23 protein-coding genes are annotated in these 20,284 nt (G+C 35.7%); 17 read left to right on the forward strand and 6 right to left on the reverse strand.

Translation table 11 applies throughout. The features are described 5' to 3' along the window. Positions 1-9 precede the first annotated feature (9 nt). Entirely contained in the window at positions 10-756 is a 747-nt protein-coding gene (locus ACK3CR_RS05230; RefSeq protein WP_243514857.1) for an alpha/beta fold hydrolase, read from the reverse strand. Positions 757-769: 13 nt separating this feature from the next. After that, a complete protein-coding gene (locus tag ACK3CR_RS05235) occupies positions 770-1,288 on the reverse strand; it encodes a helix-turn-helix domain-containing protein (RefSeq protein WP_243514855.1) in 519 nt (172 codons plus the stop codon). A gap of 245 nt (positions 1,289-1,533) precedes the next feature. Between ACK3CR_RS05235 and ACK3CR_RS05240 the strand changes: the two genes are divergently transcribed. The 14 genes from ACK3CR_RS05240 to ACK3CR_RS05305 all read left to right on the forward strand — a co-directional run bounded on the left by ACK3CR_RS05240 (position 1,534) and on the right by ACK3CR_RS05305 (position 12,101). Further along, on the forward strand, positions 1,534-2,673 hold the full coding sequence (locus ACK3CR_RS05240) for a type II asparaginase (RefSeq protein ID WP_243514853.1): 1,140 nt from the start codon (positions 1,534-1,536) through the stop codon (positions 2,671-2,673). 413 nt (positions 2,674-3,086) lie between these two features. Continuing rightward, positions 3,087-4,982, forward strand: a complete 1,896-nt coding sequence (locus tag ACK3CR_RS05245) for a PrkA family serine protein kinase (protein ID WP_061803178.1) — start codon at positions 3,087-3,089, stop codon at positions 4,980-4,982. A 264-nt stretch (positions 4,983-5,246) separates the two neighbouring features. Further along, entirely contained in the window at positions 5,247-6,425 is a 1,179-nt protein-coding gene (gene yhbH, locus ACK3CR_RS05250; RefSeq protein WP_019393988.1) for a sporulation protein YhbH, read from the forward strand. A 135-nt stretch (positions 6,426-6,560) separates the two neighbouring features. Beyond that, complete coding sequence (locus ACK3CR_RS05255) at positions 6,561-6,773, forward strand: hypothetical protein (protein ID WP_243514850.1); 213 nt, start codon at positions 6,561-6,563, stop codon at positions 6,771-6,773. After that, positions 6,766-7,854 (forward strand): hypothetical protein, encoded by a 1,089-nt coding sequence (locus ACK3CR_RS05260; RefSeq protein ID WP_488975008.1) that lies wholly within the window; start codon positions 6,766-6,768, stop codon positions 7,852-7,854. Before ACK3CR_RS05255 ends, ACK3CR_RS05260 begins: the two co-directional genes overlap by 8 nt. A gap of 20 nt (positions 7,855-7,874) precedes the next feature. Further along, positions 7,875-8,138: a gas vesicle structural protein GvpA gene (gvpA, locus tag ACK3CR_RS05265; protein ID WP_061803181.1), complete on the forward strand. Its 264-nt coding sequence runs from the start codon at positions 7,875-7,877 to the stop codon at positions 8,136-8,138. Positions 8,139-8,201: 63 nt separating this feature from the next. Further along, positions 8,202-8,465, forward strand: a complete 264-nt coding sequence (gene gvpO / locus ACK3CR_RS05270; RefSeq protein WP_019393984.1) for a gas vesicle protein GvpO — start codon at positions 8,202-8,204, stop codon at positions 8,463-8,465. Positions 8,466-8,505: 40 nt separating this feature from the next. Beyond that, complete coding sequence (gene gvpN / locus ACK3CR_RS05275) at positions 8,506-9,417, forward strand: gas vesicle protein GvpN (RefSeq protein WP_488975009.1); 912 nt, start codon at positions 8,506-8,508, stop codon at positions 9,415-9,417. Position 9,418: 1 nt separating this feature from the next. After that, positions 9,419-10,180 (forward strand): GvpL/GvpF family gas vesicle protein, encoded by a 762-nt coding sequence (locus ACK3CR_RS05280; protein WP_488975010.1) that lies wholly within the window; start codon positions 9,419-9,421, stop codon positions 10,178-10,180. Next, positions 10,177-10,431: a gas vesicle protein GvpG gene (locus ACK3CR_RS05285; protein ID WP_019393981.1), complete on the forward strand. Its 255-nt coding sequence runs from the start codon at positions 10,177-10,179 to the stop codon at positions 10,429-10,431. Before ACK3CR_RS05280 ends, ACK3CR_RS05285 begins: the two co-directional genes overlap by 4 nt. A 12-nt stretch (positions 10,432-10,443) precedes the next feature. Beyond that, positions 10,444-11,268: a GvpL/GvpF family gas vesicle protein gene (locus ACK3CR_RS05290; RefSeq protein WP_243514821.1), complete on the forward strand. Its 825-nt coding sequence runs from the start codon at positions 10,444-10,446 to the stop codon at positions 11,266-11,268. Between the two features lie 6 nt (positions 11,269-11,274). Beyond that, complete coding sequence (locus tag ACK3CR_RS05295) at positions 11,275-11,505, forward strand: gas vesicle protein (protein WP_243514819.1); 231 nt, start codon at positions 11,275-11,277, stop codon at positions 11,503-11,505. Continuing rightward, positions 11,492-11,776, forward strand: a complete 285-nt coding sequence (locus ACK3CR_RS05300) for a gas vesicle protein K (RefSeq protein WP_488975011.1) — start codon at positions 11,492-11,494, stop codon at positions 11,774-11,776. The genes ACK3CR_RS05295 and ACK3CR_RS05300 overlap by 14 nt, the downstream gene beginning before the upstream one ends. A 16-nt stretch (positions 11,777-11,792) precedes the next feature. Next, positions 11,793-12,101, forward strand: coding sequence for a gas vesicle protein (locus tag ACK3CR_RS05305; RefSeq protein WP_019393977.1), 309 nt, complete (start codon positions 11,793-11,795; stop codon positions 12,099-12,101). A gap of 75 nt (positions 12,102-12,176) precedes the next feature. Here the strand turns inward: ACK3CR_RS05305 and ACK3CR_RS05310 are convergent, their stop codons facing one another. Then, entirely contained in the window at positions 12,177-12,866 is a 690-nt protein-coding gene (locus ACK3CR_RS05310) for an FHA domain-containing protein (RefSeq protein WP_243514817.1), read from the reverse strand. A gap of 132 nt (positions 12,867-12,998) precedes the next feature. Between ACK3CR_RS05310 and ACK3CR_RS05315 the strand changes: the two genes are divergently transcribed. Both ACK3CR_RS05315 and ACK3CR_RS05320 read left to right on the forward strand, forming a co-directional pair. Further along, positions 12,999-13,826: a penicillin-binding transpeptidase domain-containing protein gene (locus tag ACK3CR_RS05315; protein ID WP_488975012.1), complete on the forward strand. Its 828-nt coding sequence runs from the start codon at positions 12,999-13,001 to the stop codon at positions 13,824-13,826. 144 nt (positions 13,827-13,970) lie between these two features. Beyond that, positions 13,971-14,756 carry an alpha/beta hydrolase gene (locus ACK3CR_RS05320; protein WP_243520978.1) on the forward strand — a complete coding sequence of 262 codons (786 nt, stop codon included), beginning with the start codon at positions 13,971-13,973 and terminating at the stop codon, positions 14,754-14,756. A 31-nt stretch (positions 14,757-14,787) separates the two neighbouring features. On the opposite strand, the gene ACK3CR_RS05325 is transcribed toward ACK3CR_RS05320, so the two are convergent. From ACK3CR_RS05325 to ACK3CR_RS05335, 3 genes are all read right to left on the reverse strand, one after another. Further along, on the reverse strand, positions 14,788-16,788 hold the full coding sequence (locus ACK3CR_RS05325; RefSeq protein WP_488975013.1) for a penicillin-binding transpeptidase domain-containing protein: 2,001 nt from the start codon (positions 16,786-16,788) through the stop codon (positions 14,788-14,790). A 151-nt stretch (positions 16,789-16,939) separates the two neighbouring features. Continuing rightward, the gene (locus ACK3CR_RS05330) at positions 16,940-17,185 is read right to left on the reverse strand and encodes an alpha/beta-type small acid-soluble spore protein (protein ID WP_019393972.1); all 246 of its coding nucleotides are present in this window, start codon (positions 17,183-17,185) and stop codon (positions 16,940-16,942) included. A gap of 105 nt (positions 17,186-17,290) precedes the next feature. After that, positions 17,291-18,589 carry a tetratricopeptide repeat protein gene (locus tag ACK3CR_RS05335; protein WP_243514810.1) on the reverse strand — a complete coding sequence of 433 codons (1,299 nt, stop codon included), beginning with the start codon at positions 18,587-18,589 and terminating at the stop codon, positions 17,291-17,293. A gap of 832 nt (positions 18,590-19,421) precedes the next feature. Between ACK3CR_RS05335 and ACK3CR_RS05340 the strand changes: the two genes are divergently transcribed. Further along, positions 19,422-20,276, forward strand: coding sequence for a cation diffusion facilitator family transporter (locus tag ACK3CR_RS05340; protein WP_410914596.1), 855 nt, complete (start codon positions 19,422-19,424; stop codon positions 20,274-20,276). Positions 20,277-20,284: the final 8 nt, after the last annotated feature.

Below are 20,284 nucleotides of genomic sequence, written 5' to 3' on the forward strand. Positions count from 1 at the left end.
TAGCTAGGGTTATTTTTTTAGCTTTTCTACAACGTTTTGAATAAGCTGAATAATGGCTTCAGGCTGATCAATATGAAGGCCATGCCCTGCATTTTGGATAATCCTTCTTTCACTCTTTACAGAAAGGCGGGTAAGGTCTCGCTGAAACAAATCCCATGCTGCAAAAGAGGCTTCTGTATGGTAGGAAGGTAAGCTTGCACTTGCTACAATGAGTGGGGTATCTTCTAAAGAATGGCAATTGCGAATTTGTTCTAGACTTTCTTCGAATTCTTTTAAAGAGGCTTCACTTCCTTCTGCAGAGAACTGTCCAAAATATCCTTCTTGTACTTCTTCACTAAACAAAGGAGCCATTACTCTATTTTGATCTTCATGACAAGAATCTAAGAGAATTACTGCTTCTATTTCTTTGGGATATGTATGAGAAAATAATCTCACATTTGCTCCTCCGAAAGAATGACCAATAAGAATATAGGGAGGTTGGATATTAGCTTTTTGTAGAAGAAGGCGCAGATTTTCTACGCATTGTTTGCTGTGCTGTGGACGTCCATCATACGTGCTTTCTCCAATTCCTGCACGGTCATAGAAAAAGCAATTTGCAAATTCACTTACTTTATCTTTAATAGAATCCCAATAGACTGAAGGACATCCATAACCAGATTCAAATATAAGTGTTGGCTGTTTTTCTTTTATATAAGAATGTTCATAATATAATTCAATTCCGCCAATATCTCTTTTTTGGATTTGTCTTACTTGCATTCTTTACACACTCCTATTCTGTAGTTGGTATAAATACAGTTGCTAACGTAAGTTTTGTTCGATCTTCATGAGGTGCTTTAGAAGAGAATTCTTCCATTAAAGCTTTATAACGGACGAAAAAATCTTTTTTCTCTTCTTTTGTTAAATGAAAAGGTGTAAATCCGTAGCCAAAATCTGTCGTTTTGTTTTCATTTAATAAATAATTTTGTACTTCTGTTAAAAGATGTGTATGATATGTCAAAAAGAAACGCAGATGTTCTTCATTTGAATAAGCTTGGAATTCTTCTTTAGAAATATTAACAGCACTTTTTACTGCCCCATATACTTTTTCAACAGATCCTTTAACCATTTTTTCTTCAATCACTTGAATGAGCTCTTCTTTGAGCAAAGTCTGGAGCTGTCGGTACATTGTAGCTTGTGGAACGTCTTTTAGTTTATAAATTAGCCCATAAGCTGTCATGTTTTCTTCAACAAGAGCTTGAACAATTCTCATCCTTACAGGGTGAAGCAGTAAGTCTGCTTTTTTCTTCATGAGTACTATCTCCTTTACCATTATCATTATTGATAATGGTAGTATAAAAGAAAGTAAAAGTAAAGATTTGAATAATATCTACATATGTGAATGGTTTTCATCTTTATGTAGCTTTATATAACATGAACAAAAATATTTTGCTTTTATAGTTATCTTATCTGACATAAATGGTGAATCCCTTAGTGTCTACTTTTATAATGTCATTAATTATAGTAAACAGTAAACAAAAAAAAGGAGAGATTTTATTGAAAATTAACAAAAAATTCAGAAATAAATCATTGGCTTTTGTTTTGCCTTTTATGCTTCTTGTTGGATGTGGTACAACAGCGCAAGAGAAAGGCCAAGAAGATAGCAGTGTAAAGGCATCTGCTTCAGAATCGAATGAAGAGGTAAAAGATACAAAGGCTGGAGAAAATAACGGACTTCCAAACGTTCAAATTTTAGCAACTGGGGGTACTATTGCAGGGGGAGGAGAGTCAAATACTTCTACAACAGACTATAAAGCTGGGGAAGTTGGAGTTGATGAACTTATTAAAGCCGTTCCTGAAATGAAGGAGATTGCTAATGTGGATGGTGAACAAGTTGTCAATATAGGCAGTACTGATGTAACAAATGAGATTCTTTTAAAATTAGGAAAACGGGTAAACGAGCTTCTTGCTTCAGATAATGTAGATGGAATTGTTATTACCCATGGTACAGATACATTGGAGGAAACGGCCTACTTTTTAAATCTTGTTGTAAAAAGTGACAAGCCTGTCGTTGTAGTAGGAGCAATGCGACCTGCAACAGCCATAAGTGCAGACGGACCTTTAAATTTATACAATGCTGTGAAGGTAGCTTCAAGTAAAGAAGCACAAGGAAAAGGGACAATGGTTGTTTTGAACGACCGTATTGCTTCTGCTCGCTATGTGACAAAAACAAATACTACGGCTCCAGATACGTTTAAAGCTGAAGAAATGGGCTATTTAGGTACAATTGCTGATGATGTTTACTTTAATAATACGATTACGCGTAAGCATACAACTGAAACAGACTTTGATATTTCAACAATCGAAAAGCTTCCGCAAGTTGATATTTTGTATGGGCACCAAAATGAAGGAAATTATTTATTCAAAGCAGCGGTTGATGCAGGTTCAAAAGGAATAGTTTATGCAGGTTCAGGAAATGGATCAATGTCAGAAGTAGCAGACGAATCAGCAAAGGAAGCGGAAGATGCTGGAGTAGAGGTTGTTAGATCTTCTCGCACAGGAAATGGAGTTGTAACACCTAAAGACTATATTTCTGCTAATTCCTTAAATCCTCAGAAGGCACGAATTTTACTTATGCTCTCTTTAACAAAAACGGAGAATAAAGAGAAAGTTCAAAAATACTTTAATGAATATTAATCAGTAGACTAGAGAAAGCAAAATCTTAGTTTTAAAGATTTTGCTTTCTTTTTTAATTTGGGCAACTTCCGCTGGTGATTAATCACAAAAAAAGAAAAAGACAAGGGAATGTTTTTCCTTGTCTCTCATATGTTAAAAACACGCTTCTATTTTCGTTTAACAGTCTGTTTGTCGTTATAACCTGCTGTAAAGATAGCTGATAAGAAAGCTAAGCTGACACCAATCATAATCAATGTATGCATTGTTTGACATCTCCTTTCTTAAGCCCATTATAACGAATGAAGCGCTTTCTGTGAATGTAGTTATGGACAAAATTTAGCAATTATGTATTTAAAGAGCATGTTCAAGATTTTTGGTGCATAGAGTGTATTAATCTCGTTTTCTAGCATTGACGGTAGGAGGAGGTCCTGTTAATGGATATATTAAAAAAGGTGGAACAGTATAGAGAAGAAGAACAGCGCTTAAAGTGGGAAGGTACGTTTGGTGAGTATTTAGAGATGGTAAAGGAAAACCCTTGGATTGCTCAATCAGCACATGCTCGCGTTTATAACATGATTAAAAGCGCAGGAACAGAAAAAGTGAATGGAAAGAAGAAATATAACTTTTTTAGTGAAAGTTTATTTGGTCTTGAGGATTCGCTTGAGCGTTTAGTTGAAGAATACTTTCATCCAGCGGCAAAACGTCTTGACGTAAGAAAGCGTATTTTACTTCTCATGGGACCTGTTAGTGGCGGTAAATCAACGCTTGTAACAATGCTTAAAAGAGGACTTGAGCAATATTCTTTAACAGATGAAGGTGCAGTGTATGCGATCAAAGGATGCCCGATGCACGAAGATCCGCTTCATTTAATTCCACATCACCTTCGTGACGATTTCTTCAGTGAGTATGGCATTCGTATCGAAGGAAACTTATCACCGTTAAATACAATGCGCGTTGAACAAGACTATGATGGACGCATTGAAGACGTAATTGTTGAACGTATTTTCTTCTCGGAAGATAAGCGAACAGGAATTGGAACATTCAGTCCATCAGATCCGAAATCTCAGGACATTGCAGATTTAACAGGAAGCATTGATTTTTCAACTATCGCAGAGTATGGATCTGAATCAGATCCACGTGCATACCGATTTGATGGAGAATTAAATAAAGCAAACCGAGGGATGATGGAGTTTCAGGAGATGTTAAAGTGTGATGAGAAGTTCCTTTGGCATCTTTTATCATTAACGCAAGAAGGAAACTTCAAAGCAGGGCGCTTTGCATTAATTAGCGCTGATGAACTTATTGTGGCTCATACAAATGAAACAGAGTATCGCTCATTTATTGCAAATAAGAAGAATGAAGCATTGCATTCTCGAATTATCGTTATGCCTGTTCCATATAATCTCAAGGCAACAGAAGAAGAGAAAATTTATGAAAAAATGATTAGCGAAAGTGATGTATCTGACATTCACATTGCTCCCCATACATTAAAAGTTGCTTCCATGTTTACGATTCTAACGCGCTTAAAAGAGCCGAAAAAAGGTGATATTGATCTAGTGAAGAAGATGCGCCTTTATGATGGCCAATCGGTTGAAGGCTATAATGAAGCTGATGTAGAGGAGTTAAAAGCAGAGCATGCTGATGAAGGCATGAGCGGTATTGATCCACGTTATGTTATTAACCGCATATCTTCTACAATTATTCGAAAAGAGATGTCTACAATTAATGCTCTTGATGTACTTCGTTCATTAAAAGAAGGGCTTGCACAGCATGCCTCAATCACCAATGAAGATAGAGAGCGTTACTTAAACTATATTTCACTTGCTCGTAAAGAGTATGACAACATCGCAAAAAAAGAAGTTCAAAAAGCTTTTGTCTACTCTTATGAAGAATCTGCAAAAACGTTAATGGATAACTATCTTGATAATGTTGAAGCTTACTGCAATAAAAATAAGCTTCGTGATCCGTTAACAGGAGAAGAAATGAGTCCAGATGAAAAGCTTATGCGCTCGATTGAAGAACAAATTGGAATTTCAGAAAATGCGAAAAAAGCGTTCCGTGAAGAGATTCTCATTCGTATTTCTGCCTATGCTCGCAAAGGGAAACGTTTTGACTACAATTCTCATGAACGTCTTCGTGAAGCAATTCAAAAGAAACTTTTTGCAGATTTAAAAGACGTGGTGAAAATTACAACTTCATCGAAAACTCCTGATGAGCAGCAGTTGAAGAAAATTAATGAAGTTGTCGCACGCTTAATTGATGAGCATGGATACAATTCGACGTCAGCAAATGATCTACTCCGTTACGTTGGTAGCCTTTTGAACAGGTAGTACGCTTATACCCCCACTGTTTAGCGATAAGTGGGGGTTTTCTTTTCATCGCAAAAAGGTTGTCCAAATAGAAAGATAATTATCTAAAAAGTTTGTCAATTTTAGGGTGGCTTTGCATAGTATAGAGTAATAAACACTTTAAGAGAGAGGAAGTCAGCATATTATATGCTGTTGAACTAGAAATTGTGAATATTGTGATCAATGGCTAACCAGATATTTTTCTGAGTTAGCCAAGTTTTTCTAAACATGTAAGGAGGGTACAAAATGAAAAAAGAAGATAAGCAAAGTTTTGCGATCTCACAGGAAAACTGGTCCCTCCACCGAAAAGGCTACGACGACCAAAAAAGACATCAGGAAAAGATTCAAGAAGCTATCAAAAACAATCTTCCAGACTTAATCTCAGAGGAAAACATTATTATGTCTAATGGTCGTGACGTTGTGAAAATCCCGATTCGTTCTCTTGACGAATATCGTATTCGCTATAACTACGATAAGAACAAACACGTTGGTCAAGGAAATGGCAAAAGCAAAGTCGGAGATGTAGTAGCAAGAGATGGCTCAGGTGGGCAAGGGCAAAAAGGTGCAGGAAAAGGGCAAGGAGCAGGAGATCAAGCAGGAAATGACTATTATGAAGCAGAAGTATCCATTTTAGAGCTTGAAGAGGCATTGTTTTCACAGCTTGAGCTCCCGAACTTAAAGCGTAAAGAAAATGACGAAGTTACAATTGAACATATTGAATTTAATGATATCCGTCGAACGGGTCTTATGGGCAACATTGATAAAAAAAGAACAATGCTTTCTGCTTATAAGCGAAATGCAATGACAGGAAAGCCAAAATTCCATCCGATTTATCCAGAAGACTTAAAATTCAAAACGTGGAATGAGGTTCAAAAACGAGAATCCAAAGCAGTTGTACTTGCAATGATGGATACAAGTGGTTCGATGGGAATATGGGAGAAATATATGGCCCGAAGCTTTTTCTTTTGGATGGCTCGTTTCTTACGTACAAAGTATGAAACTGTAGATATTGAATTTATTGCTCATCATACAGAAGCTAAAGTTGTTACAGAAGAAGAATTCTTCTCAAAAGGAGAAAGCGGTGGAACGATTTGTTCTAGTGCTTACCGAAAAGCTCTTGAGCTTGTAAATGGTAAATACTCGCCAGAGCGATATAACATTTATCCGTTTCATTTCTCAGATGGAGATAATTTAACATCTGATAACGCTCGCTGTGTGAAACTTGTTGAAGAGCTTATGAAAGTGTCTAACATGTTTGGGTATGGAGAAGTGAATCAATATAACCGTCATTCAACGCTTATGAGTGCTTACCGAAACATGAATGATCCAAAGTTCCGCCACTTTATTTTAAAACAAAAAGCAGACGTTTTTCATGCAATGAAAAGCTTTTTCCGAAAAGAAGAAGATGGAACGAAATACGCATAGAAGCAGGCAATTTGCCTGTTTCTTTTTTTGGGAGAAAAACATTAAGAAAAAATTGGAATTGAAATACCTGTTTAGTTTTGGTCCATGGCGTGTACATAACCTATAAATCACTTTAGTTAAGGAGTGATAAACAAGTTGATTACGAGAAAGACGCTGTGGATTAGCAGTTTAATTTCTGGATTAGGAATTACCACAGCCTTTGCACTAAGAAAAAGAAAAATGAAAAAACGTAAAACTTTGAACCGAAGAAGAACAAAGTATTTAAAAATGAATGAAGATAAGGCTTATGGTAATGAAACATATCAATACTATAGAAAACGTTTCCAGGGAGGGAAAGCACATGACTAAACAAGCAAAAAGTCAAACAGAAAAGAAAAGTGGAACTCGAAAAGGAACGACAAAACAAAGCAAATCTTCACAAGAAAAAAATGAATTAACGCTAGATTCATTGAAAGACGTTTTATCTGAGGTAGAACAAGAAGATGCGAAAGAAATTCTTCAATCTCTTATCGGAGAGTTATCAAAAGAAGATCGTCAAGAAATCCGAAGCATGTTTCAAGATGAAGAAAGTGAAGAGAGCAAGGAAAGCGACGACTCTGTACAAGAAGGGCTATCTTCTCTCGATGAGAAGCTTTCACAAGTGTTAGACAATATTGAAAAATTAAGCGATGATTTCTCTTCTTCACAACAATCAGGCGGAGAAAAAACAGAGAAAGACGGCCTTATCGACAAAATTATTACGCTTCTAAATGGGGAATCAAAAGAAAGTGGAAGTATCGATGAAGTGAAAGACCTTGTTGGTCAACTTGATAGTGAAGGAAAAGACGGATTAATTGATAAGCTTATTACACTTTTAAATGGAGAATCAAAAGAAAGCGGAGGCAGTGATGATGTAAAGAAGCTGCTGAGTCAGCTTGACGGAGGAGAGGAAATCGCAGATCAATTAAGCGATGAGCAACTTCAGTCTTTGCAAGATAAGCTTTCAGACGGAAAAGAAGAAAGTGGAGAGGACGATTCAGACGACTCAGATAATGAAGATCAAGAGACAAGCGGAATTAGCAAGGAAGATCTTCAGAAAATGCTACAAGATTCAGATTCACAAGACAGCGGCGAGCTGCTCGGTCAGCTAACAGATCAGCTTAGCGATGATCAAATTAATGCTTTAACAGAGAAATTGTCGGCTGGAGGAGATGAGGCGAAAAACCTTCTAAAGCAGCTGACATCTGGAGATGTACAGAACGTTGCTCAAGGATTAACAGGAAATCTGCTTGGCGGTAATGATAGCGATGATGGCGGTGATCCGGTTGAACAGTTAACAGCACAGCTTCAAAACTTAGGGAACGATACAAGCGAAGTGAAGACAAGCTCTGACATTAAAGGGGCAAATGATATTAAAAACGTTACATCTTCTAAAGGAAAAAAACAGTAAAAATAAAGGAGTGATGCAAAATGGCTGCCATTCAGAAAAGTACTGATGGCTCAAGTCTTGCAGAAGTGGTTGACCGTATTCTTGATAAAGGGGTAGTAATTGATGCTTATGCAAAAATTTCTCTTGTTGGAATTGAGCTTATTACAGTAGAAGCCCGAGTTGTTATTGCAAGTGTTGACACATGGTTACGATATGCTGAAGCCGTTGGTTTAATCCGGGATGATTTAATGGATGAAGGAGAATTCCAACTTCAGCAACCAAGCAATGCTAGAGAAAGAGGATAAGAAAACAAAAGCCAGGGCGGTTTTCTGCCTTGGCTACTCCATTCATTAAGGGGACCTATAAAGATGAGTATGAGAAAGATTTTAGATGAAATTCATGTATTTTTTGAGGAATATATTAATCCTCCACACAAAGTAATTTCAGTTAAACCAAATGATGAAGGATGGGAAGCTTTTGTAGAAGTGCTTGAAGAGCGAGAGTATATGAAAGCATACGCAAAAGATGAGCTCATTGGGGTCTATCATACCCAAGTAAATGAGGAAATGGAAGTCGTTTCTTTTGAACGAAGAAGTCTTAGACCACGCAGTGAAGTAATTGTTCCTGATTAGTCTTCTTCGCGTATTTGAGAAAGGAGAAGAATGATGAAAAATGGAAAAACTACAAGAACGACTCAACAACGAATTTATTCTTTATCCAGAGTTAGAAGACCTAGCAGATCGTGCTGTTGACTATTTATCCGCACGTTTTCCAGTTCATTTTACAGGACCATCTGGAGTCGGAAAAACATCGCTTGCTCTTTATGTAGCAAGCCGAATGAATCGTCCACTAACTTTTTTGCAAGGAAACTATGAAATGAGAAATGAAGATTTACTTGGCGGAATGAGCGGTTATACGAGTAATAAGACAGTAGATAATTTCGTTCGCTCTGTACGGAAACAAGAAGAGAAACTAACGGAAAATAGAGTTGATGGTCGCTTAGTAAAAGCTGTGAAAAATGGTCATACCGTTGTATACGATGAATTCACGAGATCAAAACCTGAAACAAACAATTTGTTTCTATCCGTTGTTGAAGAAGGAATTCTTCCCTTATACGGTATAAAAGGTGAAGAATCACATATTCCAGTTCATCCCGATTTCTCCATCATTTTCACGAGCAATCCTGAAGAATATGTTGGTACTTATCGAACACAGGATGCGCTTCAAGACCGAATGATTACAATTGATGTAGATACAGTAGATGAGCGAACAGAGGCTTACATTTTAAAAGACCGCACAGAAGTTAGTGATAGAGAAGCAGCTTTTATTATCACATTCATGAAAAAGATTCGTTCAAAATGTATGGAAAATGGGGAAGGTGGTCCTGGGCTGCGTTCATCTATTATGATTGGCTCTATTGCCCAAAAAGCAAAAATTGAGATTAACCCAGACAATGAACGATTTCAAAAACTGATCTTTGACATTATTGAATTTACCATTCATAGAAACTTGGGGTATAAAAGCAAAGAGCAAACTCGCAATTATCTTGTAAGAGAAATGAAAAAACTATGGGGAGGAAACTAGGATGAGTGAAGAATTAGGGAAATATCCATTTTGTATTATTAAAAAAGATAGTGTAGATGATTTAGGAAGGACTGTACTTGACGGAGAAGAACGTCAGCTTCTAGCTATCCCTTATAAAGAGTTTGCAATGGTTGTAGCGGAGGCACCTATTAAAATTTATCACCCTAAAAAAGAAAACGTGATGAACCATCAAAATACGATTTCAGCTGTTATGGAGCAAACAGATGTGATTCCAATGAGTTTTGGTAACGTATTTCAATCAGAAGAAGATATTGAGCTTTTACTCCAAAATTTATATGAAAACCTTCAAGAGCTCTTTCCACAAATCGAAGGTCGATTTGAAGTTGGGTTAAAAGTTATTGCGAAAAAAGAATGGTTGCAGGAAGAGATGAACAATCAGTCAAAAGCACAGAAGCTAAAGAAAAAAATCGAAAATAAATCAAAAGAAGCATCTTACTATGACAGAATTGAGCTTGGAGATTTTGCAAGAACCTTTATGAAAAGCAAAGGGGAAGAAGCCGCGCAAGCGATTTTCCTACCGTTAGCTGAGATTGCAGCTTCGGCTAAACAAACACAAACACTAGGAGAAAAAATGCTTCTTAATACATCATTCCTTGTTGACGCCAGGAAAGAAGAAGAATTTGATGCTAAAGTAAACGAGCTTTATGAACAGTGGGAAGATAAAGTAGAGTTTAAATATACAGGACCTTGGCCTGCTTACAACTTTATTGATATCAAACTAGAGGCAAGGAAAGTTCAATGATTCAAAAAATCGTTACAGGGCCAATTGATCTTGTTGTAAAGCTCGGAGAAAAAATTAAAGAGGAAGCAGACAGACAGCTCTACGATATTAACCACATCCAGCAACAGCTCATGAATCTGCAAATGATGCACGAAATGGAAGAGATATCAGAGCGTGATTATGAAGAAAAGGAACAGGAGCTTCTAGAACGATACGAAGTTGCAAAGCGACGTGAGCAAGAGCAATGGGAAGAGATGAAAAACTCAAAGTAAGGAGGAGACACATTGAAAACTGCGACAAGTACAAAATTAATTTACGTATATGGATTTGTTCCTTCATCTGAAGTTACAGAAGGTAATTTGGAATCCTTTGTAGGATTTGATGAGGAACATCTTATATATACTCTAGAACACCAAGGAATCACTGCTATTGCCTGTAAATTAAATGATGAGCATTATAGTGAAGACACATTAGAAAAGAAAACAGAAGACATGAAATGGCTTCATGAAAAAGCTCTGCATCACCATGAGACGCTTAAAAAGCTGAATAAAGAATATACACTTTTACCGCTTCATTTTTGCACAGTTTTCAAAAGTGAAGAAAATGTGAAAGAGAAGATGAGTTCAGTGAACAAAGAACTTTCTAAGCTTTTTAAGGAGCTTGTAGGAAAAGAAGAGTGGACGCTAAAAATATATAGCGATGAAAAACAGTTAAAGCCGTATGTTGAAGAAAATAATAAAGATATAAAAACAAAAAGTGAGGAAATTAAATCACTACCAAAAGGAAGACAGTATTTTGAACGTAAGAAGTTAGATCGTTTATTACAAGAGAAAATCAGCGAAGAGAAAAAGAGGCTTTCAAAAGAAATTCATGAAGAGCTAAGTGCTTTAACAAGTAAGTCAGGAATTAAAAAGAATTGGAATAAAAAGGTAACAGGGCGACAAGAGGAGATGAGCTGGAACAGTGTTTATCTTATTAAAGAAGGCGATGTAAAACGCTTTTTAGATGAAGTCGAAAAATTAGGAGAAAAATATACGACGTACGGATTACAGCTTGAAGCAACAGGACCATGGCCTTGCTACTATTTCGCTAAAGTAGAAGGAGAGTGATGGGAAGTGAATGAAGAAGTAACTGTTGAAGATAGACATCAGGAAGTAACATTACTTGATATTCTTGACGTTATTTTAGATAAAGGAATCGCACTCCGAGGTGAGCTCGTTATTTCGATTGCCGATATTGATCTTGTGTATTTAGATTTACGTGTCCTCGTTGTAGCCGTTGAAAAAATGATGACTTTATCAACAAATACGATTGAAGGGAGTGCAGAAGAATATGGGAGCACTTAAGCAAGACAAGGGGCGGATTGAGCTTGATCCTGAAAATGCCGAGCAAGGTTTAGCACAGCTTGTTCTTACATTAGTAGAGCTCATTAGGCAGCTTGTTGAACGACATGCGATGCGTCGTGTTGAAGGGGGGGCTTTGACAGATGAGGAAATTGAGAAGCTTGGAACAGCCCTTATGAACTTAGAAATGAAAATGGAAGAACTAAGAGAGATATTTGATCTTGATGAAGAAGATCTAAATATTAATTTAGGCCCTCTTGGTAACTTAATGTAGCAAAGGAGTGTGAACAATGGAACATTCATCAAATTCAGCTACAATTGTAGATGTATTAGAAACAATTCTAGATAAAGGAGTTGTAATCGCAGGAGACATTAAAGTTGGTTTGGCAGATGTTGAACTTTTAACAATTAAAATTAGGCTTGTAGTTGCTTCAGTTGATAAAGCGAAAGAAATGGGAATGGACTGGTGGGAAACTGATTCGTATTTTTCTTCAAAAGCAACAGAACAGCTTGAGCATCAAAATTTAAAATTAAATGAACGAATTGAGCAGTTAGAGAAAAAATTAGAAACAAAAGAAATTGAGGGTGAGAAAAAATGAGGGAAATAAAATTATACCATTGGAAAGGAAAAGAGAAAATGGTTCGCTCTTATCCTTTTCAATGGTATAAACAGGTTATTCATTTAGATGAAGAATATATCCTTTACCACGGATAACTTCAATCGTGAAATCACTATGAAGTTTTCTCCTCATTCGATAAACAAGGGCATTTAGCTCTTCTGCATGAACATCAGGGACTCCGTCCTCTAAAAGTTCACGCTCAGGCCATACCTCTTTTTTTATATCTGTTTTTAAAACAAACTCATTTAAAGAATGAGCAAGCTTATGGAAGAAAAGAAATTCCTTGTCGGAAAGTGTACATGTTTGTTTTTTATATGTGACAGTTTGTTTGATTTCATCCATTGTAAAAGGTAAAGAAGGACCATTACATTGAATCATTTCATGCGAAATAGGTTGGAAATCAAGCGTTTGATCAAGATCTAATGAAGAAAAATGTAAAACTACTGTTTCATTTGCAGCTGAAACGATATCACCATGCTTTAATGTAAAAGGTAAGTGTGGAGTTAAAGAACGACCATTTACCTTTGTTCCATGCTTGCTGTTCAAATCAACGATGGAAGCTTGTCCATTGCTATACTGAATAGCGAAATGTCTTCTTGAAACGAAAGCATTCGAAAAAGCAATATCAGGTTTTGAGTTTGCTCCAACTCTACCAAATAAAATTTCAAACTGATCTACATATATATATGCTCCTTGTGTGAAAGGTTCTCCACATTCAACGAACAATTTTGGATAAGTATCCATTGGGACGACAGGCTCCTTTTTGGTATCTGTTTTTTCAGACAATTATCATCTTATTTTCAGTTTTCTTTCATTGTCACATCATTGCTTACTCGCTATGATAACATTAGACAATGTTAGCAAGGAGGGAAAACAATGAAAAGGACTGTTAGCCTTGTTATTGTTTTACTAATTGCTTTTGTGGTCATTTACCTTGTAGAACATACAAAAGCACAATCGGGTTTTCCAAAAGAACTAAGCGTTGAAAAAATGGACGTGCAAGATGAGTTTAATGGAAAGAAAGGCACATTCATCTTACGAGACTTAGAGAATAATAAGACATTAATATATAATAAAAAAAGAGCTTCGAGTCGTCAAGCACCTATTGGAACTTTTCAAATTCCTAGTTCTTTAATTGCTCTCGAAACGAAAACAGTTAAAGATGAATATGAAGTAAAAAGATGGAATGGAAGTGATCAAGGTGTGGACGAGTGGAACAAAGATCTTACCCTTGCTTCATCATTACGTAGCTCAGCTCCTTGGTATGAAAAGGAGATTGTCCAAGATATTGGGATAGATAACATAAATAAATGGCTTCAACGCTTAAACTATGGAAATGAAAAAACAGAGCAAAATCACTTGTTCTGGGAAGATAATAGTTTACAGATATCTCCGCTTGAACAAGCTAATTTTTTAGAGTCTCTGTATCATGAAGATTTACCTTTTTCTTCATCTTCCATGAAAAAAGTGAAGAGAATAATGATTGAAAAAGAAACAGGAACATATACTCTTCATAGTGTAAAAGGTTCAAAAGGAGAGCACAAGAGTGGATGGTACATAGGGTTTGTGACTGTAAAAGGACATCCATATGTATTTGTTACAAATATCGAAGGTAGAGGTAAGAGTGATGAGAGTGCACAAGCGAAAAAAATCACGGAAAAAATCTTTAAAAAATATGATGTATTAAAAGGTGCGTCTCTTTAAATAGAGACGCATTTTTATATTTATAGGATAGGAGTTAATTTTTAATTTTTAGTTGACAGGTCGGAATTGTATGAATTAAAATAAAGACAAGAAAATAACGAGTCGGAATCAAAGCTAAACATTGAAAAAGGGAGGCAAAACATGATGAAAGAACAGTACAAAGTAATGGACGGCGCTGAGTCATTTTTTATAAAAGGAAATGAAGTTGGTATTTTAATTTCACATGGATTTATGGGAACTCCACAAAGTATGGAATATGTTGCACATCGTTTAGCAGAACAAGGCTACACGGTATATGCTGCAAGATTAAAAGGTCACGGTACACATCATTATGACCTTGAAAAATGCACGTATAAGGATTGGGTAGCAAGCATTGAAGAAGGCTATAAAAAATTGAAAGCTCAGTGTAGCAAAGTATTTATGCTTGGTCAGTCAATGGGTGGAACATTAACAGCGAACTTAGCATTAACACATAAAGATATCGACGGTATTATGCTTATTAATCCTGCTATAAATTCAATTCCTGAAATGGAGCATTTAGATCAAACCGTAAATGATCGTTTTGTTGAAGAAGGAAGACCCGATATTCATAATGAAGAAGCGGTAGAGATTACGTATACGCATGCACCGATGAAATCTATTAGGGAGCTTCTCTCATTTATGAAAGTTGTTTCATTTAAATTATCAGCTATTGAAGCACCGCTATTATGCTTAACATCACCTGAAGATCATGTTGTGCCTGCTTCAAATAGTACGTATTTGTTGAACCATGTATCTTCCCAAGATAAGAAACAGGTGATGCTCCCTAACTCTTACCATGTTGCTTCAATGGACTTTGATCAAGATACAATTGTAAAACAGTGTACTTCTTTTATTGAAAGCAACCTTCAAAAGTTTAACAATGTCATTCAACTAAGAGCAGCAAAATAAGGACCGATCAATAATGATCGGTCCTTATTTATTATTGTAGAGAGTTAGATGCGTAATAATCTTCAAATACCTTTTTTACTTTCGGTACGACAGAGTGGCTTCCTCCGTCCGCATTGCTTACCATCATTGTTACAAGAAGAGAAGGGTTGTCAACATCTGTCATCACAAACCAACCGTTTTCAGCTCCTTGTTCGCCTTGAGACTTTTTAAGTTCTGCTGTTCCTGTTTTACCTGCAAGCGTTACTCCAGGAATTTTTGCGGCACGAGCTGTTCCGTGAGTATCTTCAATAACTCCGATTAATCCTTTTCGTACTTCTTCAGTTGTTTTTTCAGACATTACATATTCTTTCCAAACTTGACTGCTTTTTTCACTTTTCAATAAAACAGGAGTTATCATATTCCCATTGTTTACAATAGACGTATAGATTGAAGCTAAATGGATTGGATTCACTTGTACTTCACCTTGTCCGTATGCTGTATTAGCTAATAAAAGATCCGATTCCATTTTGCCGTCTTTCGAAATAGTTGATTTAGCCACATCGTATCCTTTAAGCGGAAGTTTCTCTCCAAAACCGTAATTGTTCGCTCCTTCGAGGAACTTTTCAGCGCCTAACTTTACAGCTCCTTGTGCAAAGTAAATATTGTCTGATGTAACAAGGGCATCATAAAGGTTAACGTTTGGTGAGCTCCCAACACGATTTACATGAAAGCTTCCCCAGCTTTTATCTTTTTGCCATGGCCCGCTTATTGCAAGTTTTTGATCTGGAGACCATACATTGTTTTCTAGAAGCATGCCTGCTGTTAGAAGTTTAAATGTAGACCCAGGTGAAAAAGTAGCTTTAAAACGGTTTAGAAGTGGTTTATGCTCATTGTTAGAAAGGGCTTCATACTCGTCTGCACTTATCCCTAATACAAAATCAGCTGGATTATAAGAAGGAGCGCTAACAAGAGCTAAAATTTCTCCTGTTTTAGGTTGAAGAGCTACCCCAACGCCTTCTCCGTCTTTTAACTGATTATAAATAGATTCTTGCACGTTTGAGTCAATTGTTAGCTGTATGTCTTGTCCATTTTCTGCATTCTTTTTCAAGAGTTCTTTTCGTTTATTTCCCTCTTGATCTGCAATATAAATGACTGCTCCGTCCTTGGCGCGAAGCTTTGATTCATAGAGAGATTCCAAACCTGTCTTACCAATGACAGAACTTGCTGTATATCCTTCATCTTTTTTCTTTTCTAGCATTTCAGCTGTGATGTCTCCAACATATCCAATAAGATGTGCACAAGATTCTCCGCATTGGTAAACTCGTGAAGGTACATCTTGTGTGCCGACACCTTGGAGTTCTTTTGCCTTAGTAATAATTTCTTCATCTGTTGAGCTTACGGTCTTTAATGGTACAAACAAGTTTTCTTTTACCCAAGACTGATTAAGTTTTTTATCAATCTCTTCTATACTCATATTTAAAATAGCTGCAAGTTTTTCTTTTGAACCACTTGTGTTTCCAAGCTCACCTGGAATAACACCAATTTGCGTAGCTGTCCCATTGAAAGCAAGCGGTGTTCCATTTCGGTCTGTAATACTTCCACGCTCAGCTTTGATAGTAGAAACACGTACTTTTTCTTTGTCCTTCAAATCAGGAACAATAAGAGAAGGTGACCAGTTTACATACCAACTTTTATCTTTTGATTGTTCCTCTTCAACAGCTTTAATCGTTTCATTCCATTGAAGTTTGCCAGCCATTGTATCCATCTTCATTGTTACTTTAAAACGGTTATCTTTTTCTTTTTTAACACTTACTTTTAAATTCTTTGTTTCAATTCCACTATAAATATTTTGATATTTTGATACAAAGTCTTTTTCTGTAATAGAACTCTTAGACGTTTCATCAAGGTAGGTGTACATTTTCTTAAAATCTTGCTTGTTCCATGAAGTAACAAATTCTTTGACCCGTTCTTCAGCAGTTGGTTGATTTGAACAGGAGACAAGTGCTGTTATACATAAGCATAAAAAAGCGATAAAATATATTTTTTTCTTCAACGTCGTGCTCTCCCCCTTGTAGTATAAAACTATGTTATGTTTTCATCATAATGGAAAACATAGTAAAAGTAACCTAACAATTGGATGATAACAGATAAATAATATTAGTACAATTGATTGAGAAGAGACAGAGTGGAGAGAGACGTTCGATTTATTTTGGCTTATTCAACTGGAGCTTTGCTTGCTGAATTAGTTCTTTTACCATCTTGCTTCCAATTTGTCCGCCGATTTTCCCAGCATTTTCAGATGTTAATTCTCGATTTCTTCCTTTGTTTAAAGGGATATTCAATTCTTGTGCTATTTCATACTTTACATCTTCTCCGTCAGTACGATATCCCGCTTTTTTCATAACTTCTTTTTTAAATGCAATCATTTCAGGCTTTTTTTGTTTGCTCATTATACTTCCTCCTTTTTTATTTAGCGTTTGCTCTTTGCTAAAGAACTATGTAAAAAATGAAAAAAGCCCTCCTTTTTAAGTTCTAGAACTTAAAAAGGAAAGCTTTTATGAAGAGCTGTACATAGACGATAATAAATTATTAGATTTTTTTAGCATATCATTTGCTTCAGCATAGTTTTGTTGTTCTTCGAGAATTTGGGCTTTAATTGCATAGCAATGTGATAGAATATAGGAAATATTGAATTCCTTACAAAATTTCTCACAGTCATTAATATAAATAAGTGATTCACCAAGAGAATTTTGCTTGAATTTAATACGTGCCATCATTGCCAAAAGTTTAGCTTTTGATTCTTTAAAAGAATGAGAGTAAAGAATACCTTGCTGGCAATATTCTTCTGCTTCTTCTAGGTTTTGCTGTTCATATGCTGTTGCTGCTAACTCATAATAAGTATTAACAACGTGATGTTCCTGATGATGCGTCTTGGCAATCGTTAAGCTTTTCTTCAAATAGTCTTGAGATTTAGAAAGCTCGCCAACTTGGCGGTAAAGGATACCAAGATGTAAAAGACAATCACTATAGTTGGAATCTGGAGAGGATCTATCAATACGGCTTAAAGCATAAAGTGTCGATTGAATTCCTTCTTTAGGTTGTCCAAGGTGAAGCTCTGCTAATCCCTTTAACATATAGAAACGATCTTCTTGATAAAAAACAGAGCTTGTCTCCATAAGAGAGAGAGCTTCTTTAATATGAACAATTCCTCTCATAAATTGATTTGTTTTACAGTATCCATATGCTAAATTATAGAGAACTTTTAAATGCACGATTTTATCAAATTCATGATAGTGTGTTCTCAATAAAATAGACGCATATAAGGCATGGTCAATACAGCTTGAGTAGTTTTCTAACTGTCGATAACATGTTGCAAGAGAAGAGTATACCTCGATATGATAATTTAAATCAAATGGAGTAATATAAACAAGACAGTCATTAAGATAACGAACAGCTTCTTCATATTCTCCTTTATTCATCGAGATTTCAGACAACAGTTTAAGTGCTTTTCCGCGGATTGTAAAATTATTTTCGTCATGTGCTAGTGGCTCTAGAGCTTTATAAGCATTTTCATATTTTTTAGAATTGATTAGTGCAATGCACATACTTATTACGCGTTCTTTGTTGTTTGTCTCAACTTCCACTGAATCATTGCCTTCTGCTTCACCTAAAAGATAGCTTACGGAAACGCCGAGTTTTGAAGCGATATGCTCAAGTGTTTTTAAAGAGGGTTTTGTATGATTACGTTCAATTAAGCTAATCATTGAGTGACTTAAGTTTGGACCAGAAAGGTCACCTTGCGTGAAGCCGAGGCTTTTACGCTGTAGTTTTATTCGTTCTCCAACAGTTCTCATATAATCTCACACTTTCTAAAATAAGATATTGTACCTACAAATGTTTTTTAGTTGTATTTTAAGTATTTTCAATAAATTTTAATTACTATTATAAATAGATCGAGACTTATCCAATATTTGTTTTTTAATATTTGACTAAAAGGGTATTATATACATTTTTTCATTAAGCAATTGATAAGATGTTTTGAAAATTCAGATTAATATTTACTATTAGTCCTCTTATTGCATATTTCAATCATATAGTTGTATACGAATAGAAAGACAATAAAACACATTCAAATCTAAATAAATAACAAAGAGTTAAAATAGAAGAAAATGCATAAATGGCTTAACAGCGCCTTTTATTACCTTTTGTATTACATATAGATATTATTGGAGTAATTCATAAATATTAAAGTGTTAATGGTTATACTTTAGATATTAACATAAATTGTATGTTATATATAGTTTAAAATAATGTAAAACGTAAAAAAACTAGGTATATTATCACTGTAAAATAAAATATTCGAATACGAATATTTTTTAGTAGGTATATTTTTACATAAATATACATTTTCTCACTTTAGAGTGCTGACTATTAGCCTATCAACAGAAAACTAGTAAATAAGAAATAATTTGCCTAAGGGAAAAACAGTTTAGTTTTGTTCAAATTTTTTTCTTTAAGCTATAGTAGTTCATAGAGGCAATTATGTTTCTGTAGACCCACTATGACGCGGTTTGGTAAACTAATTTTGCTGCAAATAATGTCTTTTCTACATACGTTATAAAGTTGGTTAAAAGGAAAGAATGTAAGGAAGACTAAATATTCAGTAGCGCAGTTAGATGAAGGAGCGTGGATATAGTGAGCGCGGAGCGTGGCGCATGGGTTAGTATTTATACTTATCTTATCCTTTCAACGCTTAAACTGTTTATTGGGAACATAGCGAACTCAGAAGCTTTAAGTGCAGATGGATTAAATAACTTTACGGATATTATCGCCTCAGTAGCTGTTTTAATCGGTTTGAAAATTTCAAAGAAACCTCGAGATAAAAACCACCCGTACGGACATTCAAGAGCTGAAAACATTTCTTCTTTACTTGCCTCGTTTATTATGATGGTTATTGGATTCCAAGTTTTATATGAAGCGGTTCAGTCTCTTTGGCATCAGGAAACAACAACTCCAAGTCTTTTAGCCGCTTTTGTGGGAGCAGGAGCAGCCATTGTAATGTTCTGTGTTTTTCTTTACAACAAGCGCCTTGCTGATAAACTGCAAAGTGGAGCATTAAAAGCTGTTGCAAAAGACAATCTTTCAGATGCTCTTGTAAGCGTTGGGGCTGTTGTAGGAATCATTGGAGCATATTTTGGTCTTTCGTGGTTAGATCCACTTGCAGCTCTAGTTGTTGGGCTGATTATTTGTAAAACGGCTTTTGAAATTTTTAAAGAAACGTCGCTTTTATTAACAGATGGATTTGATGAAGACAAAATGGGTGAATATAAGGAAGCCGTCAAGGCTATTACAGGAGTAAATGATGTTAAAGATTTAAGAGCGCGCATGCATGGTAATGATGTTGTGCTTGATGTTACAGTAACCGTTAACCCAGATCTTAGCGTTGTACGCAGTCATGAGATTGCAGATGAGATTGAAGAAGAGCTCGAAACTAAACATCAAATTTCGATGATTCACGTTCATATCGAACCAGATCATTAAGGAAAAGG

The sequence above is a fragment of the Priestia sp. TRM10 genome, from assembly GCF_057808375.1.

Coding starts and splice junctions, on each gene's coding strand:
- ACK3CR_RS05230 (WP_243514857.1), bottom strand. CDS start 756: ATGCAAGTAAGACAAATCCAAAAAAGAGATATTGGCGGAATTGAATTA.
- ACK3CR_RS05235 (WP_243514855.1), bottom strand. CDS start 1,288: ATGAAGAAAAAAGCAGACTTACTGCTTCACCCTGTAAGGATGAGAATT.
- ACK3CR_RS05245 (WP_061803178.1), top strand. CDS start 3,087: ATGGATATATTAAAAAAGGTGGAACAGTATAGAGAAGAAGAACAGCGC.
- yhbH (WP_019393988.1), top strand. CDS start 5,247: ATGAAAAAAGAAGATAAGCAAAGTTTTGCGATCTCACAGGAAAACTGG.
- ACK3CR_RS05260 (WP_488975008.1), top strand. CDS start 6,766: ATGACTAAACAAGCAAAAAGTCAAACAGAAAAGAAAAGTGGAACTCGA.
- gvpA (WP_061803181.1), top strand. CDS start 7,875: ATGGCTGCCATTCAGAAAAGTACTGATGGCTCAAGTCTTGCAGAAGTG.
- gvpO (WP_019393984.1), top strand. CDS start 8,202: ATGAGTATGAGAAAGATTTTAGATGAAATTCATGTATTTTTTGAGGAA.
- gvpN (WP_488975009.1), top strand. CDS start 8,506: ATGGAAAAACTACAAGAACGACTCAACAACGAATTTATTCTTTATCCA.
- ACK3CR_RS05280 (WP_488975010.1), top strand. CDS start 9,419: ATGAGTGAAGAATTAGGGAAATATCCATTTTGTATTATTAAAAAAGAT.
- ACK3CR_RS05285 (WP_019393981.1), top strand. CDS start 10,177: ATGATTCAAAAAATCGTTACAGGGCCAATTGATCTTGTTGTAAAGCTC.
- ACK3CR_RS05300 (WP_488975011.1), top strand. CDS start 11,492: ATGGGAGCACTTAAGCAAGACAAGGGGCGGATTGAGCTTGATCCTGAA.
- ACK3CR_RS05305 (WP_019393977.1), top strand. CDS start 11,793: ATGGAACATTCATCAAATTCAGCTACAATTGTAGATGTATTAGAAACA.
- ACK3CR_RS05310 (WP_243514817.1), bottom strand. CDS start 12,866: ATGGATACTTATCCAAAATTGTTCGTTGAATGTGGAGAACCTTTCACA.
- ACK3CR_RS05315 (WP_488975012.1), top strand. CDS start 12,999: ATGAAAAGGACTGTTAGCCTTGTTATTGTTTTACTAATTGCTTTTGTG.
- ACK3CR_RS05320 (WP_243520978.1), top strand. CDS start 13,971: ATGAAAGAACAGTACAAAGTAATGGACGGCGCTGAGTCATTTTTTATA.
- ACK3CR_RS05330 (WP_019393972.1), bottom strand. CDS start 17,185: ATGAGCAAACAAAAAAAGCCTGAAATGATTGCATTTAAAAAAGAAGTT.
- ACK3CR_RS05335 (WP_243514810.1), bottom strand. CDS start 18,589: ATGAGAACTGTTGGAGAACGAATAAAACTACAGCGTAAAAGCCTCGGC.